Below are 17,900 nucleotides of genomic sequence, written 5' to 3'. Positions count from 1 at the left end.
GATCATGGCAAGAGATGAGATCAAGCCATGCCCACTCTCGGAGGAAGCCCCAAAAGCGCCTAGCCGACGGAGCTGTAGGCCACTACACCCCGAAGCAGCGCGTCCACGGCCTTACGGGCATTTCGCGCCACCGTGCTGCCGCTGTCGCCGGAAGCCGAAGGAGCCGCCGCGGCGACCTGCCCCAGGACGTCGATGACCTGCTTGCACCAGCGGACGAAGTCACCGGCCGGCATCTCCGCCTCGCGCAGCACCTCGTCCAGGCTCTTGTCGGAGGCCCACTGGTACGCCGCCCAGGCGAAGCCGAGGTCCGGCTCCCGCTGGCCCACGCCCTCCGCCTGGTTGATGCGGTGGTCCTCCTCCAGAGCGTCGAGGCGGCCCCAGATCCGGACCATCTCGCCGAGCGCCTCCTTCGCGGCGCCGCCCGGTACCTTCGGCGCCACCGCGTCGTCGGACTGCCGCGCCTCGAAGACCAGCGCCGATACGCAGGCGGCCAGTTCGGCGGGGCTCAGGCCTTCCCAGACTCCGGCGCGCAGGCACTCGGAAGCCAGCAGGTCCAGCTCCCCGTACAGCCGGGCGAGCCGCTTGCCGTGCTCGGTGACCTCGTCCTCGCGCAGGTAGTCCAGTTCGGTGAGGAGCGCGTGAATCCGGTCGAAGGTGCGGGCGATGGTGTTCGTCCGGCCCTCGATGCGCCGCTCCAGCTGCTGCGTGTCCCGCTTGAGCCGGTGGTAGCGCTCCGCCCAGCGGGCGTGGTCCTCGCGCTCGTCGCAGCCGTGGCAGGGGTGCGCGCGCAACTCGGCCCGCAGCCGGGCGATCTCGCGGTCGTCGGCCGCCTCGGAGCGCCCGCGGGGCGCCCGCCCGGGCCTGAAGTCGCCCGCCTTGGTGCGCAGTTGCGAGGCCAGGTCCCGACGGGACTGCGGCGAGCGCGCGTTGAAGGTCTTGGGGATCCGCATCCGGTCGAGTGCCTCCACCGGGACCGGGAAGTCGATCGCGGCGAGCCGCTTGACCTGCCGCTCGGCGGTGAGCACCAGTGGGCGCGGGCCCTCGGCGTACTCGTAGCCGCGGTGCCCGTCGACCCGCCCGGCCGGCACACCCGGGTCCAGGACCAGCGCGAGCCCGGCGAACTTGCCGGTCGGCACGTGGATGATGTCGCCCGGCTTGAGCTTCTCCAGCGAACTGGCCGCCTGCACCCTTCGTTGGGCGGCGCCCTGCTTGGCCAGCTCCGTCTCGCGGTCCTTGAGGTCGCGGCGCAGCTGCGCGTACTCCTCGAAGTTCCCCAGGTGGCAGGTCATGCCCTCCTGGTAGCCCTCCAGGCCCTCCTCGTTGCGCTGCACCTGGCGGGAGATGCCGACGACGGACCGGTCGGCCTGGAACTGCGCGAAGGAGGTCTCCAGCAGCTCGCGCGAGCGGTGCCGCCCGAACTGGCTGACCAGGTTCACCGCCATGTTGTACGAGGGCTTGAAGCTGGAGCGCAGCGGATACGTACGGGTACCCGCGAGCCCGGCGAGGGCCGCCGGGTCCATGGCGCGCTGCCAGAGCACCACGGCGTGGCCCTCGACGTCGATGCCGCGCCGCCCGGCCCGGCCGGTGAGCTGCGTGTACTCGCCGGGGGTGATGTCGGCGTGCTGCTCGCCGTTCCACTTGACCAGCTTCTCCAGGATGACCGTGCGCGCGGGCATGTTGATGCCCAGCGCGAGGGTCTCGGTGGCGAAGACGGCCTTGACGAGGCCGCGGACGAACAGCTCCTCCACGACCTCCTTGAAGGTGGGCAGCATGCCCGCGTGGTGCGCGGCGATGCCCCGCTCCAGGCCTTCGAGCCACTCGTAGTACCCGAGGACGTGCAGGTCCTCGGTGGGGATGGAGGCGGTCCGCTCCTCGACGATCTCACGGACCCTCAGACGGGCCGCGTCGTCGTTGAGGCGCAGGCCCGCGTAGAGACACTGCTGGACGGCGGCCTCGCAGCCGGCCCGGCTGAAGATGAAGTTGATGGCGGGCAGCAGCCCGTCCCCTTCGAGGCGGGCGATGACCTCGGGGCGGGAGGGGGTCCAGATCCGGCCCCGGGAGCGCCGCTCGCGCTCGCGGTCGGCCTCGCGGACCATCTTGCCGCGGCGCCGGTCCTTGGGGCTGTAGGTGCGGCTGTTCTCGTCGCGCGCCATGCGCAGCAGGTCCGGATTGACCTCGCGGCGCGCGGAGCCGCGGCCTCCGTGGTCGGACTCCTCCTCGAAGAGGTCGTAGATCCGGCGGCCGGCCATGACGTGCTGCCACAGCGGTACGGGCCGCTCCTCGGAGACGATCACCTCGGTGTCGCCGCGTACGGTGTCCAGCCAGTCGCCGAACTCCTCGGCGTTGGACACGGTGGCCGACAGGGACACCAGGGTCACCGACTCGGGGAGGTGAATGATCACTTCCTCCCAGACGGCTCCGCGGAAGCGGTCGGAGAGGTAGTGCACCTCGTCCATCACGACGTACCCGAGGCCGCGCAGCGACTGCGAGCCCGCGTACAGCATGTTGCGGAGCACCTCTGTGGTCATCACGACCACGGGCGCCTCGGAGTTGACGCTGTTGTCGCCGGTGAGCAGGCCCACCTTGTCGGCGCCGTAGCGCTTGGCGAGGTCGGCGTACTTCTGGTTCGACAGGGCCTTGATGGGTGTCGTGTAGAAGCACTTCCGGCCCTGCTGGAGCGCCAGGTGTACGGCGAACTCGCCGACGATGGTCTTGCCCGAGCCGGTCGGGGCGGCCACGAGGACGCCCTTGCCGGCCTCCAGTGCCTTGCAGGCCTCGATCTGGAAGGGGTCCAGATCGAATGCGTACATCTCGCGGAAGGGGTGCAGCGCGGTGGCCTCTTCGGCTGCGCGGATCCGGGCAGCGGCGTAGCGCTCGGCGGGTGAGAGTTCTTCGGTCATCTTGAGATCGAGCCTACCCGCCACCTCTGACAACAGTCGCGATCATTTATACGAGTGACCGGACGGTCATACGAAGACCGTCATACGAGGACCCGCAAGGCCGCCGGGACGCACTCGGCGGTCACCGGCAGCGGCCCCAGCGGCTCGCCGTCCGCGTAGGCGGTGATCCCGGCTGCCTCCAGGGTCACCTTCGCGGCCCGGTGGACGGTCACCTTCGGGTGGCTGAGGTGGGTCCCCTTGTAGACCTGCGGGAAGACCTTGAGCAGGGTGGCCCGGCTGCAGTCGCCGACCACCGTGACGTCGAAGAGCCCGTCGTCGGGAACGGCGTCCGCGCAGATGCGCATGCCGCCGCCGTAGGAGGAGCCGTTGCCCACCGCCACCAGCGTGGCCTCGGTCTCGATGACCGGGCCGTCGTCGAGGGTGATCCGGTACGGGAAGGGCCGGAAGGCGGCCAGCTCCGCGACCATCGCCAGGTCGTACTTGAAGCGGCCGGCGGGCAGCCGCATCCGGTTGCCCCGGTCGTTGACCCGCGAGTCGAAGCCGGAGCACAGCACGGTCCCGTACCAGGTGTCGCCGCCGTCCCTGCCCACGCGCCCCAGGTCGATCTCCCGGATCCCGCCCTCCTTGAGTGCCCGGGCGGCCAGCCGCCCGGCCCGCGCGGGCTCCCGTACGGGCAGCCCCAGGGCCCGCGCGAAGTCGTTTCCGGTGCCCACCGCGACCACCCCGAGCGGCACCCGTGTGCCGGCCAGGGCCTGGAGGGCCAGGGAGACCATGCCGTCCCCGCCCACCGCGATCACCGCGCCGGTGCCCTCGCGGACGGCTGCGCGCAGCCGGGCCAGCGCGTCGGGGCCGTCGGCGCCGACGACGCTGCGTACCGAGAAGCCCGCGGCCCGCAACGCGGAAGCGGCCGGCTGCGCGGCGTGCGCGCCCCGGCCGCGTCCGGCGGTGGGATTGACGAAGAGGGTGATCTCAGAGCTCACCCACCGGAATGTACCTGTCAGGTCGCGTCGTCGTAACCGTTGATCCGCTGGCGTCCGCCGTCGGCCTGCCCGGGCAGGGCCGCGGGGGCCGCGACCGCTTCCATGGAGCCGATCGGGGCCGGGGTGAGGTCCAGCTCGGCTGCCTCGTCGTCGGCCAGCCCGGCGTCGGGGTCGTTGCGCTTGCGGCGGCGGTCGTTGACCAGGCAGACGCCGAGCGCGACGAAGTACAGGGCGACGATCGGCCCGGCCAGGGCCAGCATGGTGAGCGGGTCACCGGTGGGCGTGGCGAACGCGGCGAAGACCGTGATGCCCAGGACCATGGCGCGCCACCAGCCCGCCAGCCGCTTCGCGGTGAGCACCCCGGTGAAGTTGAGCAGGATGAGCAGCAGCGGCAGCTCGAAGGCGAGGCCGAAGACGATGACCATGCGCGTGATCAGGTCGAGGTAGTCGTCGACGGGCAGCAGGTTGCGCGCGTGCTCGGGCGTGAACTCGAGCAGGATGGTCGCGGTCTGCGGCAGGACCTTGTACGCGAGCACGGCGCCGGCGCCGAACAGGGGCGCACCGACCGCGACGAAGCTCATCGCGTACTTCTTCTCGTGGCTGTGCAGGCCAGGTGCCATGAAGGCCCACAGCTGGTACAGCCACACCGGCGCGGAGATCACCACACCGGCGGTGAGCGAGACCTTCAGGGCGATGGAGAACGGCGCGATGAGGCCGTTGACCGTCATGTCGGCGCAGGGCCGGCCGTTGCGCTGCGAGACCACCCCGCCGGTACAGCCGACGGAGTCCAGCATCGGCTTCAGCATGAAGTCGATGAGGTCCTTGTAGAAGAAGGCCGCCACGACGGTGATCACGAGGATCGCCAGGACCGACTTCAGCAGGCGGTTTCTCAGTTCGCGCAGGTGCTCGACGAGAGGCATGCGCCCTTCGGCGTCCTTGCCCTGTCGTCCTTGATTCCCCTGCTTGCGGGCAGACTTGAGCAACCCACGTCCCTTGTCTCGTTGCAGATGACTGGCGTGTCCGGCGGGTGTCAGCCCTGGGTGGTGCGGTTCGGCTCGCTGACGGGACGCGAGCTGGTGACGTCACCGGGCGCGGCCTGGATGGTGCGGGGGGCGACGGGCTGCTGCGCGGCCTGGTCGGCGGGCGTGGCCGCGGGGGCCGCGTCCTCCGTCTCGCCGTCCTTCTTCATCGCCTTGGCCTCGCTCTTGAGGATGCGGGCCGACTTGCCGAGGGAGCGGGCCATCTCGGGGAGCTTCTTGGCACCGAAGAGCAGCACGATCACAGCGATGATCAGGAGGATCTCGAGGGGCTTCAGATTGCCGATCATGTGTGTCTTCCTTCTCACCGAAACGGCTGGTTGTGGTGGCTCCGGGCGGCTCGGACACCCATCCGGTAACCACCCAGGCAAGGATCGTAACCCCCGGGGGTTAACGCCCGGCAATCCCCCGGGGTACCCCCGCTTGCACCCGGACCGGTCATCCGCGCCCCGGTCACCCGCATTCGTCCCGCTTTCTGCCGGCCGTACGCGCCGGCGGCAGCGGGCGGGACACCTCTTAGCGGTGCCAGGCGACCCGGGCCCGGCCATGATCCACCGGACACCCCCTAAGGGCGTACGACGCGGCCCGCGCGGGCCAGGTCGGCCGCCGCCCGCTCGAGGTCCCCGGAGGCGTCCGTGATCCGGCGGCTGGCCAGCGCGACCTGGCCGGAGAGTCTGCGGACCTCCATGAAGACCCGCAGGGCCAGTACGGACAGGACGGCGACCCCGAGGAAGCCCAGGGCAATTGCGAGCATCGGCCACAGCATGGGGCGAGCCTAGACGAGTAAGTCCGAAGTGGCGCCTGCGGGGCAGTGCCACTGCGGACCTGCCCGTCCGGGCCACCGGCCGGCTCAGATGCTGCGCAGGGTGCTCACGCCGCCCCCGGTCAGCAGTTCCACGATCCGCTCCCCGGCCGGTTTGCGTACGGAGGCCCCGCACTCGGGGCAGGTGAAGGAGTAGAAGGTGGTCCGCCTGCTGCCTCCGATGACCAGCCGCAGGGCGCCCGCGTCCAGCTCGAAGCGGGCCCGGCAGTCGGGACAGGAGGCCTTGAAAGCGACGGATCCGGACGTTGGCGACATCGGCCGACCCTTCCTCAGACCTGTTCCCCGTACCCCGCGAGCGCCTCCCGGGCGGCGCTGCGCGCGCTCTCCGCCAGCTCCGCGGGAGCCACGATCCGCCCCTCGCGTCCGAGCCGCAGCGCGAGCCGGCGCAGCGAGGCCGGGTCCGGGCTGCGCAGGGTGATCCGCAGGCCTCCCTCGGCCAGCTCCTCGGCGCTGTCGTGCGGGTAGTACTCGGCGACCCAGCGGCCGCCCGGCCCCACCTCGACCACGACCTCCGGGTCCTCGGCGGCCGGCTGGACCAGGCCCTCGGACAGGTCACGCGGCTCGATGGCCGGCGGGTCGGCCCGTTCGTCCAGCAGCCGGATCTCCGCGACCCGGTCGAGGCGGAAGGTTCGGCGGGCCTCCGAGAGGTGGCACCACCCCTCCATGTACGTGTGCCCCACCGCGAAGAGCCGGATCGGGTCGACCTTGCGCTCGGTGAGCTCGTCCCGCGCGGGCGAGTAGTAGCGCAGCCACAGCCGCCGGCGCTCCGCGATGGCCCGGTCGACGTCCGCGAAGACCCCGCCCTCCGACTCGAAGGTCACCGAGAGCCGGGAACTGGCCCCGGCGACCTCGCCCGCGGCCGCTTCCAGTTTGGCGGTGGCCCGCAGCAGGGCGTCCCGGTCGCTCTCGCGCAGCCCGGGCAGGGTCGCCACCGCGCGGGCGGCGACCAGCAGCGCGGTCGCCTCGTCGGCGGCGAGCCGCAGCGGCTCGGCGGTGGACTCCCCCGAGGCGTCGGGGTTGCGCCACCAGATGCGCTCCCCGTCGGTGTCGATGTCGAGCAGGTCCCCGCCCCGGAAGCTGGTCCCGCACATGGGCAGCACGTCGAGGTCCGAGATCAGCTCGTCCTCGGTGATCCCGAAGGCGCGCGCGACGTCGGCCACGTGCGCCCCGGGGCGTTCGCGCAGATAGGTCACCAGGGACAGCATCCGGCGGGTCTGGTCGATGGCGTTGGCAGCCATGCTGGTACGTCTCCCCCTCAGGGCGTGCTCGGCAGATGGTGCGGTGGTGCGGTGGTGCTCGCGGGGCCCGGTCAGCCCTTGGCGACGGCCCGGAGCCGGTCCACCACGTCGGCCCGCAGATCGGCGGGCTCCACCACCACGACGTCGGGCCCGAACTCCACCAGCCAGGCGTCGAGACCGTGCCCGTAGGGGATCTCCAGCTCGTCCCAGCCGTCGCCGCCCTCGCGCACGGCGGTGGCCTTGGCCCGCAGCGGGTAGCCCGCCCCGGAGCGCAGCCGGATCAGCGCGGATCGGTCCGCGCCCTCCCCGGCCCAACTCGCCACGGTCTCCCGTACGGTCACCACGTCGGGCACCTCGGCGGTGTACTTCGCGGCGCGCGAGCGGACCTTGCCGGTGATCCGGGAGAGCCGGAACACCCGCTCCGCCCCGCGGTCGCGGTCGAATCCGGCCAGGTACCAGTGGCCCCGCCAGCACTCCAGCGCCCACGGCTCCACCTGACGGGCCTCGGGCCGGGCGGCGGTGGACTTGCGGTAGTCGAAGACCACCGGCCGGCGGTCCCGGCAGGCCAGCATCAGGGGCTCGAAGGCCGCCTCGTGGACCGGGATGCGCGGCTCGATGGCGCTGTGCTGGCCCTCGTAGGGGTCACCCGCCTCCGGCATCCCGCCCGCGCGCAGCTTCTGCAGGGCGCCGCTCGCGGCTCCCGCGAGGCGGGCCTGCTGCCAGACCTTGGCCGCCAGCCCCAGGGCGGCGGCCTCCTCGGCGTCCAGGGCGACGGGCGGCAGCCGGTTGCTGTCCCGGCGGGCCAGGTAGCCCGTGTCGCCCTCCAGGTTCTCCACCGTCTCGATGACCAGGCCGAGTTCGCGCAGATCGTCCTTGTCGCGCTCGAACATCCGGTTGAAGGATTCGTCGTTGCCGGCCTCCATGTACGCCTCGATGGAGCCGCGCAACTCGCGCTTGCTCAGCGGCCGGCGGGTCCCCAGCAGACACAGCGCCAGATTCATCAGCCGCTCGGCCTTGGCAATCGCCATCGACGCCCTTCCGCCCTTCTCCGCGTACACATCCGTCGTACCGTCACACGCACTGTCACAGGCGCCCCGTACCGCGCCGTCACCGCGCGCGGACGGACCCGTGACCGTTGACCGTACCGCCCCGGCGCGTCCGGGCAAAAGCGAGGGGCCCCCGCCGGACGGCGGGGGCCCCTCAACTGATCGCGGATGTCCGGATCAGCCGACCTTCACCAGGTCGCAGACGAAGATCAGCGTCTCGCCCGGGGCGATCGCGCTGCCCGCGCCGCGGTCACCGTAGGCGAGGTCGGCCGGGATCGTCAGCTTGCGACGGCCGCCGACCTTCATGCCCTGGACGCCCTGGTCCCATCCGGCGATGACCTGGCCGATACCGAGCTGGAACTGGAGCGCGGATCCGCGGTTCCAGGAGGCGTCGAACTCCTCACCGGTGGAGAAGGCCACACCCACGTAGTGGACGGAGACCCGGTCGCCGGCCTTGGCCTCGGCACCGTCGCCCAGCCAGATGTCCTCCTTGACCAGGTCGGTCGGGGCCGGACCCTCGGGGAAGTCGATCTCGGGCTTCTTGAGCTCGTCGCTCACGGAACTGCTCCTCATACGTACGAAACGGTCAACCGGAACAGTCTTACATCACCGCGAGGATGTCGAGGCTGAAGACCAGCGTCGAATTGGCCGGGATGGTCCCCTGCGCCTTGTCGCCGAAGCCCATGTCCGGCGGGATGACCAGCAGGATCCGGCTGCCGACCTTCTTGCCGACCATGCCGTCCTTCAGGCCCTTCAGCTGGAGCTGCTCCAGCGGCCAGGTGTCCGTCAGGCCCTTGGCGTACATGTCCTCGAAGGTCTTGTCGTCCTTCCAGGTCTTGCCGTGGAACTTGACCACGACGGTGTCGGTGTCCTTGACGACCGGGCCGTCACCCTCGATGACGTAGTTCGACACCAGCTTCGCCGGCTCGGCGACGTCCTTCGGGACGGTGACGGGGACGTCCTTGCCGTCCGTGCCGGTGCCGACCTTGGGCAGGTCCTTGTCGTCCTGGGCGACCTCCTTGCCGGTGGCGGAGGCCGGGATCACGACACCCTTGACGATGTCCACGACGAAGACCAGCGTGGCGTTCCCCTTGATGTCCGGGGGTGAGCCCCCCTCGCCGTAACCGAGCTCCGGCGGGATCACCAGCTCGATGCGGCTGCCGACCTTCTGGCCCTCCAGGCCCTGGTCCCAGCCCTTGATGACCTTGCCGGCCCCGAGGGTCACGTCGAAGGGCTTCTTCTTGCTGAAGCTCTCGTCGAACGGCTTCGTGCCGTCCCACACCTGGCCGTAGTAGTTGACCTGGGCGAGGTCGCCCTTCTTCAGCACGGGGCCGTCGCCCTCGCTGATGGTCACCACCTTGAGTTCCTTCGGCGGTCCGCCCTTGCCCTTCGCCAGGGCGGGCTTCTCCCCGAACTTGGCACCCTCGGTGATCGCGGGCGCCCCGTTCTTCATCTGGGCGGAGTCGGAGCCGCTGTCGTCGCCACACGCTGCTGTCGACAGCAGCAGAAGGGGTACGACAAGCAGGCCGGCAAGTCGGCGCACGTGTTCCTCAGATCTCAGACGGCAAGGCGGTCGCCCGCCACTCTAAGCCGTGTGCAGGGCCCCGTACGAGAGACGTACGGGGCCCCCGGCCAAGATCAGAAGATCAGCGCGGTGTCACACCGCGCCCTCACATACCGGCGATCAGCTTCTCCACCCGGTCGTCCACCGACCGGAACGGGTCCTTGCACAGCACGGTCCGCTGCGCCTGATCGTTCAGCTTCAGGTGCACCCAGTCGACCGTGAAGTCCCGCCGCTGCTCCTGCGCCCGGCGGATGAAGTCACCGCGCAGCCGCGCCCTCGTCGTCTGCGGGGGCACCGACTTGCCCTCGAAGATCTTGAGGTCGTTGCAGATCCGCGCTGCCTGCCCCTTGCGCTCCAGGAGGTAGTACAGCCCGCGCCGCCGGTGGATGTCGTGGTAGGCGAGGTCTATCTGAGCCACCCGCGGATTCGACATCGTCATGTTGTGCTTGCCGCGGTACCGCTCGATCAGCTGGTACTTCATGACCCAGTCGATCTCGGTCCCGATCCGGTCCAGGTCCTCGGCGTCGATCGCGTCCAGCGTCCGGCCCCACAGCTCCAGCACCTGGTCCACCACGCCGGTACGGATCCCCCGGCGCTCGGCGAAGTCCACCGCCTTGTCGTAGTACTCCCGCTGGATCTCCAGCGCCGAGGCCTCCCGGCCGCTGGCGAGGCGCACCTTGCGCTGACCGGTGATGTCGTGGCTGACCTCGCGGATCGCCCGGATCGGGTTCTCCAGGGTCAGGTCCCGCATCACCGTGCCCGCCTCGATCATGCGCAGCACCAGGTCGGTGGCCCCGACCTTGAGCAGCATGGTCGTCTCGGACATGTTCGAGTCCCCGACGATGACGTGGAGCCGCCGGTAGCGCTCGGCGTCCGCGTGCGGCTCGTCCCGGGTGTTGATGATCGGCCGGGAACGGGTCGTCGCGGAACTGACGCCCTCCCAGATGTGCTCGGCCCGCTGGCTGACGCAGTACACCGCGCCCCGGGGGGTCTGGAGCACCTTGCCCGCGCCGCAGATCAGCTGCCGCGTGACGAGGAACGGAATGAGGATGTCCGCCAGGCGGGAGAATTCCCCGTGCCGGGCCACCAGATAGTTCTCGTGGCAGCCGTACGAGTTGCCCGCCGAGTCGGTGTTGTTCTTGAAGAGATAGACGTCGCCCGCGATTCCCTCCTCGTGCAGGCGGCGTTCGGCGTCGACGAGCAGGCCTTCGAGAATGCGCTCGCCCGCCTTGTCGTGCGTGACGAGTTCCGTCACGTTGTCGCATTCGGGAGTTGCATATTCCGGATGCGAACCCACGTCGAGGTAGAGGCGGGCGCCGTTCCGCAGGAAGACATTGCTGCTGCGGCCCCATGAGACAACACGGCGGAAGAGGTAGCGCGCCACTTCGTCAGGAGACAGTCGGCGCTGTCCCCTGAACGTGCACGTGACGCCGTACTCGTTCTCCAGCCCGAAAATGCGGCGGTCCATGACTGAACATTACGCCTTCTGCCCTCTTCTGAAACCGGGTTCGCCCATGCCGTTGCGATCAGTTCCCGGCGCACGGCCCGCGGAAGCCCGCGAAAGGGACCACCGTTCAGCCACCGTTCAGCCGATATGTCAGCCCGCCGAAGGGACCTCGGACACCGCCCCGGCCGAGCCCTCCGGCTCCTTCCCCGCCGAACCCGCCACCTCCCGGCCCCGGCCCGGGGCCGCCAGCGCCCGCTGAGTGACCGTCAGGACCACCAGCGCCGCCGCGCCCGCGACACTCGCCACCCCGAAGCTCGCCGCCGTACCGCCCAGCTCCACGGCCGGCCCCGCCGCCGCGGTACCGATCGCCGCTCCCACCCCGAAGAAGGTGACCAGCCACGAGAAGGCCTCCGTCACCGTGCCCGCCGGAGCGTGCCGGTCGACCACGATGAACGCGCACGCGATGGCCGGCGCCAGGAACACACCGGCCAGCGCGGTCAGCGCCGTCATCGCCACCGGACCCGGCGTCAGCATCAGCGGCAGGTAGCACACCGCGAGGAGCGCGACCAGCGTCCGCAGCCGCCGCTCGGGCGCGCCGGACCACTGCCGGGCCCCGTAGACCACGCCGCCGACCAGCGCGCCGAGCCCCAGCGCCGCCATCAGCCAGCCGTACACCGCCTGCCGGCCGTGGTCGTCTGCGTACGCCACCCCTGCGACCGTGATGGACCCCAGCGCCGTTCCCACGAAGAAGAAGGCGCCGAGCAGCGCCAGCAGGCCCCGCGAGCGCAGGGCACCCAGCCAGTGCGCCTCGCGCGGAGCCGACCGCCACGTGCGGGAGGGCTCGCAGACCACGACGGACAGCGCGCCGAGCACGCCGATGGCATTGATCACGAGCAGGGCCGCGGCCGGGTCCCACAGCGAGACGAACAGCGTCACCAGCAGCGGACCGACCGTGAACATGACCTCCTGGGCCACCGCGTCCATCGCGTAGGCCGCGTGCACCTTCTCCTCGCGGCCGCCCAGCACGCTCGGCCACAGAGCCCGCAGACCGCCCTCCAACGGCGGCGTGAACAGGCCCGCCACCACGACCGCCCCGTACGCGGCGGCCGCCGAGCCGGTGCCCGCGAACGCCAGCCACACCATCCCCAGCGCGGAGACCACCGCCGCCGGCAGCTGCACCCTGGGCTGCCCGTACAGGTCCACCGCCCGGCCCAGCAGCGGCTGACCCACCGCGTTGGCCAGCCCGTACACCGCGGCCAGCGCCCCCGCCAGGCTGTAGCTGCCGCCCTCGGCGCGGGTGAACAGCACGATCGCGATCGGTGCGGTGCCGTTCGGCAGCCGGCCTATGAGCGTGCCCACCAGCAGCCTCGCGGCATGCCGGGTCCGCAGCAGCTCCGCGTATCCCGCGGCCATGTCGGCCCCCTCCTGCCCGGATCCAGCCCGGGGTAATACGTATAACGTGACGGAGTCATACGTACCATGGCCCCACTCCGCCCGTCCACACCCGAGACACCCCCTCGGACGCGACCGGCCCCCGCACCCCGGAAGACCAGCACTCCAGGAGCAGCCCTGTGACGAGACCCACCAGCCGCGACGTGGCCACCGCCGCCGGAGTCTCCCAGGCCACCGTCTCCCTCGTCCTCGGCGGCAAATGGCGCGGCCGCGTCTCCGAACGCACCGCCGCCCTCGTCCGCGAGACCGCCACCGGCCTCGGCTACCGCCCCAACCTCGCCGCCCGCAACCTCCGCCTGGGCCACACCCGCACCGCCCTGCTCGTCGTCCCCGCCCTCACCAACGAGTTCTTCGCCCGCGTCTACACGGGCGCCGCCCGCGTCGCCGCCGAACACGGCTTCGGCGTCGTCCTCTACCCCTCCCCCGACGGCACCGGCCCCGCCCGCGACCCCTTCGCCTCCGCCCGAGCCGCCCTCGACGGAGTCATCGCCTCCTCCATGGCCGCCCACGCCCTCGACGCCCTCGGCGGCGAAGGGCTCCCCCTCGTCATGCTCGACAGCGACCCCGCCGCCGCCACAGCCGCCGCCCACGTAAACCTCGCCATGGCCGACGGCATGCGCCAGGTCACCGACCACCTCCTGGCCCTCGGCCACCGCCGCTTCCTCCACCTCGCCTCCGCCGTCGACTCCTGGACATTCCAGATCCGCGCCGAGGCCCTGGCCGCCCTCCTGGGGCCCCACGCCGCGCTGCGCACCGTACGGTCCGCCCTCACCGTCGACGCCGCCCGGACGGCCATGGAAGCCGCCCTGGCCACCCCCCAGGACCGGCCCACCGCCATCGTCTGCGACGACGACATCCTCGCCGCCGGCGCCTGCAAGGCTGCCCGGCGCCTGGGTCTGCGCGTCCCCGAGGACCTCTCCGTCACCGGCTTCGACGACCTCGCCCTGGCCACCGCCGTCGAACCCGAACTCACCACGGTCCGCCTCCCCGCCGAGCGCGTCGGCGAACAGGGCATGACCGCCCTCCTCGCCGTCCTCGACGGCGCCGCCTGGACCGCCCCCGACATCCCCGTCGAACTCGTCACCCGGGACTCCACCGGCCCCGCCCCCGCCTGAACGCAGAAATGCCCCGGCCCGCCCTCACGGGCGGACCGGGGCACCTCGCACACGAGCCCTACTCGGCGTCCTCGTCGGGCGCCTCGTCGTTCGACACGGCATCGGCCTGGACCGCCGCCGTCACATCGGCCTCCAGCAGCCGCGACAACTGCCGGCCCCGGATCCGCTTGAACTTCCGCTGCTGCGCCCGCGTCCGGTCCAGCACCGCCACCTCGAGACGCTCCGCCGGGATCGTCTTGTCGGCACCGTTGGCCTGGCTGGACAGCGCCTGCACCGCCAGCTTCAGCGCCTCCGACAGCGTCATCCCGTCCCGGTGGCGCTGGTCCAGGAAGGTGCCGATCTGCTCGGAGTTCCCGCCGACCGCGACCGAGCCGTGCTCGTCCACGATCGATCCGTCGTGCGGAAGCCGGTAGATCTGGTCGCCGGCCGCGGTCGCACCGACCTCGGCAACGACCAACTCCACCTCGTACGGCTTCTCACCGGCCGAGGAGAAGATGGTGCCGAGCGTCTGGGCGTAGACGTTCGCCAGCCCACGGGCCGTCACATCGTCACGGTCGTAGGTGTACCCGCGCAGGTCGGCATACCGCACGCCACCGATCCGCAGGTTCTCGTACTCGTTGTACTTGCCGGCGGCCGCGAAGCCGATCCGGTCGTAGATCTCGCTGAACTTGTGCAGCGCACGGGACGGGTTCTCGCCGACGAACACGATGCCGTCGGCGTACTGCAGCACGACAAGGCTGCGACCGCGGGCGATGCCCTTGCGGGCGTATTCCGCCCGGTCGGCCATGGCCTGCTGGGGTGACACATAGAACGGAGTCGACACCGGCTGTCCGTCCCTTTCTTCTGGGCGACGAGGAGACGAGGAGTGATCAGAGCAGGGCCGCGCGAGGCCCGTCGGGCTGCTCCATGCGCCGCTCGGTGATGGCCCGCGCGAGCTCCGAGGACTCCTCCTCGCTGAGCCTGCGGAAGCCCTCGTCGGTGATGACGGTGACGATCGGGAAGATCCGGCGGTACAGGTCCGGGCCACCGGTCGCCGAGTCGTCGTCGGCGGCGTCGTACAGGGCCTGCACGACCAGCGTGGTGGCCTGCTGCTCCGTCAGGTCGTCGCGGTACAGCTTCTTCATGGAACCGCGCGCGAAGATCGAACCGGATCCGGTGGCGGCGAAGCCGTGCTCCTCGGAGCGGCCGCCGGTCACGTCGTAGGAGAAGATCCGGCCCTTCTCCTTGGCCTCGTCGTACCCCGCGAAGAGCGGGACCACGGCCAAGCCCTGCATGGCCATGCCCAGATTGCTCCGGATCATGGTGGAGAGCCGGTTCGCCTTGCCCTCCAGGGAGAGGGTCGCCCCCTCCACCTTCTCGAAGTGCTCCAGCTCCAGCTGGAACAGCTTGACCATCTCCACGGCCAGGCCGGCCGTGCCGGCGATGCCCACCGCGGAGTACTCGTCGGCCGGGAACACCTTCTCGATGTCCCGCTGCGCGATCATGTTCCCCATGGTCGCGCGCCGGTCACCGGCGAGCACGACCCCGCCGGGGAAGGTGGCGGCCACGATGGTCGTCCCGTGCGGCGCCTCGACGACACCCTCCGGCAGCTTGCGGTTGCCGGGCAGCATGTCGGGCGAGTGCGCGCCCAGGAAGTCCATGAAGGACGACGACCCCGGCGTCAGGAAGGCTGCCGGTAGACGCCCTGTGCTACGAGTGTTGGGTTCCACAGGTTTCCTTCCACGTAAGCGGCTGCACGCCGTATGACGTCCGGCCGATCCTTGAACTGCCCCAAGGCTGCGTTACAGCTGAAGCACAGTACGCCTCGGACCCTACCCGTCTGATGATCGTGATCAACATGCTCGGCCGGAGCGTTCCGACAGATCACGCAGACCCCGCCTTGAGCGGCGATCATCTCGTCGCGCTGAGCCTCGGTGATGCCGTACGAGCGCTTCAAGTGGCCTGCCCTGCCTTGGATCGCCCGGCAGGCCTTGCACCGGGTGGACAGCCCGTCAGATGCCGTCGCGTTCTTGTGCCACTCACCGTGGGACTTGACCTCACCACACTGTCGACACAGCTTGTGGCCGGACGGTACATCCACCTTCTCCTTGACGACCTTGCCTATGGCGGCCCGGCGGCGCCGGTAGTGATCGGCGCCTTAAGCCGACACGCACTCCCGGCACCTCGGCTGAAGGCCGTCTCCACGATTCCGATCTGAGGCGAATCCGCTCAGCGGCACGTCGCGGCTGCAGCCGCGACACCACTTCGTTCCATTGGACATAGAGCCAATGCTGGCGAGTTCACCTTAGATTCGAAGGCTATTCGCCGCCTTTTTGTACGAAACTCCGAACGAAATCCTCGGCATTTTCCTCGAGTACATCGTCAATCTCATCAAGTACGGAGTCGACATCGTCGGAGAGCTTCTCCTGGCGCTCCTTGAGGTCGGTCGATTCCTCGACCGCCGCCTCCTCGACCTCCTCGGTCGAGCGCGTCGCCTTCTGCTGTCCGCCGCCGGTGTCCTTGGTCGCCATGTCTACCTCACCCCGCTCGGTTCGCACGCTCACACAGAGAGACCCCGGATCGGGATCCCTCAAGATCAGACCCTACGTCGGACCCTACAAGGAGGGTCCGACATTCGTCCCCGCACTTTCGTAAGTCCGGCTTTCTCCATGATTCCCGGACCGGAGGCCTTTCAGCCCCGTTCAGCGCCCCGAAAGCACCCGCACCAGGTCCTCCGCCGTGCGGCAGCGGTCCAGGAGCTCCTTCACGTGGGCCCGGGTGCCGCGCAGCGGCTCCAGCGTCGGGACCCGCTGGAGGGAGTCGTGGCCCGGGAGGTCGAAGATCACCGAGTCCCAGGAGGCCGCCGCCACGTCGTCCGCGTACTGCTCCAGGCAGCGGCCGCGGAAGTACGCCCGGGTGTCCTCCGGGGGCTTGCTCTGCGCCCGCTCCACATCCGGCTCGGCCACCAGCCGCTTCATCTTGCCGCGGGCGACCAGGCGGTTGTACAGGCCCTTCTCCGGCCGTACGTCCGCGTACTGGAGGTCCACCAGGTGCAGCCGCGCCGCGTCCCATTCGAGTCCGTCGCGCCTGCGGTAGCCCTCGAGGAGCTCCCGTTTGGCGATCCAGTCGAGCTCCCCCGACAGGCTCATCGGGTCGGTCTCCAGCCGGCCCAGGACGTCCTCCCACCGAGCGAGGACGTCCTTGGTCTGGTCGTCGGCGTCGGAGCCGAAGCGCTCGTCCACGTACTTCCTGGCCAGCTCGAAGTACTCCATCTGAAGTTGTACGGCGGTCAGCGTGCGGCCGCTGCGGAGCGTGATCAGGTGCCTCAGGTCGGGGTCGTGCGAGACCTGGTGCAGGGTGCGTACCGGCTGGTCGACGGCCAGGTCGACGTTGATGAACGCGTCCTCGATCATGGACAGGACCAGGGCGGTCGTGCCGAGCTTGAGGTACGTGGAGATCTCGGACAGGTTCGCGTCGCCGATGATCACGTGCAGGCGGCGGTACTTCTCGGCGTCCGAGTGGGGCTCGTCGCGGGTGTTGATGATCGGCCGCTTGAGCGTGGTCTCCAGACCCACCTCGACCTCGAAGTAGTCCGCCCGCTGGCTGATCTGGAAGCCGTGCTCGCGGCCGTCCTGGCCGATGCCCACGCGCCCCGCGCCGGTGACGACCTGGCGCGAGACGAAGAAGGGGGTCAGGTGGCGCACGATGTCCGAGAAGGGGGTCTCCCGCTTCATCAGGTAGTTCTCGTGCGTGCCGTAGGAGGCGCCCTTGTTGTCGGTGTTGTTCTTGTAGAGGTGGATCGGCTGGGCGCCGGGCAGCTGGGCCGCCCGTACGGCCGCCTCGGCCATGATCCGCTCGCCGGCCTTGTCCCAGAGCACGGCGTCCAGCGGATTGGTGATCTCCGGGGAGCTGTACTCGGGGTGCGCGTGGTCGACGTAGAGCCGTGCGCCGTTGGTCAGGATCACGTTGGCCAGGCCGATGTCCTCGTCGGTCAGCTGGCTGTTGTCGGCGGCCTCGCGGGCGAGGTCGAAGCCGCGGGCGTCCCGCAGCGGGTTCTCCTCCTCGAAGTCCCAGCGAGCGCGTCGCGCCCGGTGCATCGCCGCCGCGTAGGCGTTGACGATCTGGGACGAGGTGAGCATGGCATTGGCGTTCGGGTGCCCCGGGACGGAGATCCCGTACTCCGTCTCGATTCCCATTACTCGCCGTACGGTCATGCGGCCCTCCTTGCCCGGCGGAGCTCCTGTTCGGAGCGGCGCTCAAGTACCGCTGGTGCTCCGGTGCGTGTGCTGTGCGGTGTCCGTCCCCGCACTGCGGATGAG

17 protein-coding genes and 1 pseudogene are annotated in these 17,900 nt (G+C 70.4%); 1 reads left to right on the top strand and 17 read right to left on the bottom strand.

The features are described from left to right. Nucleotides 1-59: 59 nt before the first annotated feature. The 12 genes from OG447_RS17960 to OG447_RS17905 form a co-directional block, all read right to left on the bottom strand. Nucleotides 60-2,900: an RNA helicase gene (locus OG447_RS17960; protein ID WP_266937739.1), complete on the bottom strand. Its 2,841-nt coding sequence runs from the start codon at nt 2,898-2,900 to the stop codon at nt 60-62. An 80-nt stretch (nt 2,901-2,980) separates the two neighbouring features. Further along, the gene (locus tag OG447_RS17955) at nt 2,981-3,880 is read right to left on the bottom strand and encodes a diacylglycerol kinase (protein WP_266937737.1); all 900 of its coding nucleotides are present in this window, start codon (nt 3,878-3,880) and stop codon (nt 2,981-2,983) included. Nucleotides 3,881-3,897: 17 nt separating this feature from the next. After that, the gene (gene tatC / locus OG447_RS17950) at nt 3,898-4,863 is read right to left on the bottom strand and encodes a twin-arginine translocase subunit TatC (RefSeq protein ID WP_266937735.1); all 966 of its coding nucleotides are present in this window, start codon (nt 4,861-4,863) and stop codon (nt 3,898-3,900) included. 47 nt (nt 4,864-4,910) lie between these two features. Beyond that, complete coding sequence (tatA, locus tag OG447_RS17945; RefSeq protein ID WP_266937733.1) at nt 4,911-5,207, bottom strand: Sec-independent protein translocase subunit TatA; 297 nt, start codon at nt 5,205-5,207, stop codon at nt 4,911-4,913. A gap of 275 nt (nt 5,208-5,482) precedes the next feature. Then, the gene (locus tag OG447_RS17940; RefSeq protein WP_266937732.1) at nt 5,483-5,683 is read right to left on the bottom strand and encodes a hypothetical protein; all 201 of its coding nucleotides are present in this window, start codon (nt 5,681-5,683) and stop codon (nt 5,483-5,485) included. An 84-nt stretch (nt 5,684-5,767) separates the two neighbouring features. After that, on the bottom strand, nt 5,768-5,995 hold the full coding sequence (locus OG447_RS17935; protein ID WP_266937730.1) for a hypothetical protein: 228 nt from the start codon (nt 5,993-5,995) through the stop codon (nt 5,768-5,770). A 14-nt stretch (nt 5,996-6,009) separates the two neighbouring features. Continuing rightward, on the bottom strand, nt 6,010-6,978 hold the full coding sequence (locus OG447_RS17930; protein WP_266937728.1) for a YafY family protein: 969 nt from the start codon (nt 6,976-6,978) through the stop codon (nt 6,010-6,012). A gap of 71 nt (nt 6,979-7,049) precedes the next feature. Beyond that, nucleotides 7,050-8,006: a YafY family protein gene (locus OG447_RS17925; RefSeq protein WP_266937726.1), complete on the bottom strand. Its 957-nt coding sequence runs from the start codon at nt 8,004-8,006 to the stop codon at nt 7,050-7,052. A gap of 195 nt (nt 8,007-8,201) precedes the next feature. Then, nucleotides 8,202-8,597: an FKBP-type peptidyl-prolyl cis-trans isomerase gene (locus OG447_RS17920; RefSeq protein ID WP_266937724.1), complete on the bottom strand. Its 396-nt coding sequence runs from the start codon at nt 8,595-8,597 to the stop codon at nt 8,202-8,204. Nucleotides 8,598-8,625: 28 nt separating this feature from the next. After that, the gene (locus tag OG447_RS17915; protein WP_266937722.1) at nt 8,626-9,567 is read right to left on the bottom strand and encodes an FKBP-type peptidyl-prolyl cis-trans isomerase; all 942 of its coding nucleotides are present in this window, start codon (nt 9,565-9,567) and stop codon (nt 8,626-8,628) included. A 127-nt stretch (nt 9,568-9,694) separates the two neighbouring features. Further along, nucleotides 9,695-11,056: a Pup--protein ligase gene (gene pafA / locus OG447_RS17910; protein ID WP_031153848.1), complete on the bottom strand. Its 1,362-nt coding sequence runs from the start codon at nt 11,054-11,056 to the stop codon at nt 9,695-9,697. 129 nt (nt 11,057-11,185) lie between these two features. After that, nucleotides 11,186-12,448, bottom strand: a complete 1,263-nt coding sequence (locus OG447_RS17905; protein WP_266937720.1) for an MFS transporter — start codon at nt 12,446-12,448, stop codon at nt 11,186-11,188. 158 nt (nt 12,449-12,606) lie between these two features. On the opposite strand from OG447_RS17905, the gene OG447_RS17900 reads away from it, so the two are divergent. Beyond that, nucleotides 12,607-13,602 (top strand): LacI family DNA-binding transcriptional regulator, encoded by a 996-nt coding sequence (locus OG447_RS17900; protein ID WP_266937718.1) that lies wholly within the window; start codon nt 12,607-12,609, stop codon nt 13,600-13,602. A gap of 58 nt (nt 13,603-13,660) precedes the next feature. Here the strand turns inward: OG447_RS17900 and prcA are convergent, their stop codons facing one another. The 5 genes and pseudogenes from prcA to dop all read right to left on the bottom strand — a co-directional run bounded on the left by prcA (nt 13,661) and on the right by dop (nt 17,795). Beyond that, the gene (gene prcA, locus OG447_RS17895) at nt 13,661-14,425 is read right to left on the bottom strand and encodes a proteasome subunit alpha (protein ID WP_266937716.1); all 765 of its coding nucleotides are present in this window, start codon (nt 14,423-14,425) and stop codon (nt 13,661-13,663) included. Nucleotides 14,426-14,471: 46 nt separating this feature from the next. Then, on the bottom strand, nt 14,472-15,311 hold the full coding sequence (prcB, locus tag OG447_RS17890) for a proteasome subunit beta (RefSeq protein WP_266937714.1): 840 nt from the start codon (nt 15,309-15,311) through the stop codon (nt 14,472-14,474). Continuing rightward, nucleotides 15,263-15,862 (bottom strand): annotated as a pseudogene (locus OG447_RS17885) (endonuclease VII domain-containing protein). Before OG447_RS17885 ends, prcB begins: the two are co-directional and overlap by 49 nt. A gap of 37 nt (nt 15,863-15,899) precedes the next feature. After that, complete coding sequence (locus OG447_RS17880; RefSeq protein ID WP_030233608.1) at nt 15,900-16,112, bottom strand: ubiquitin-like protein Pup; 213 nt, start codon at nt 16,110-16,112, stop codon at nt 15,900-15,902. 171 nt (nt 16,113-16,283) lie between these two features. Then, entirely contained in the window at nt 16,284-17,795 is a 1,512-nt protein-coding gene (gene dop / locus OG447_RS17875) for a depupylase/deamidase Dop (protein WP_266937713.1), read from the bottom strand. Between the last annotated feature and the right edge of the window lie 105 nt (nt 17,796-17,900).

Origin of the sequence: Streptomyces sp. NBC_01408 (genome assembly GCF_026340255.1) — a bacterium.
Classification (GTDB): domain Bacteria; phylum Actinomycetota; class Actinomycetes; order Streptomycetales; family Streptomycetaceae; genus Streptomyces.
This window is presented reverse-complemented; position numbering and strand designations above follow the sequence as displayed.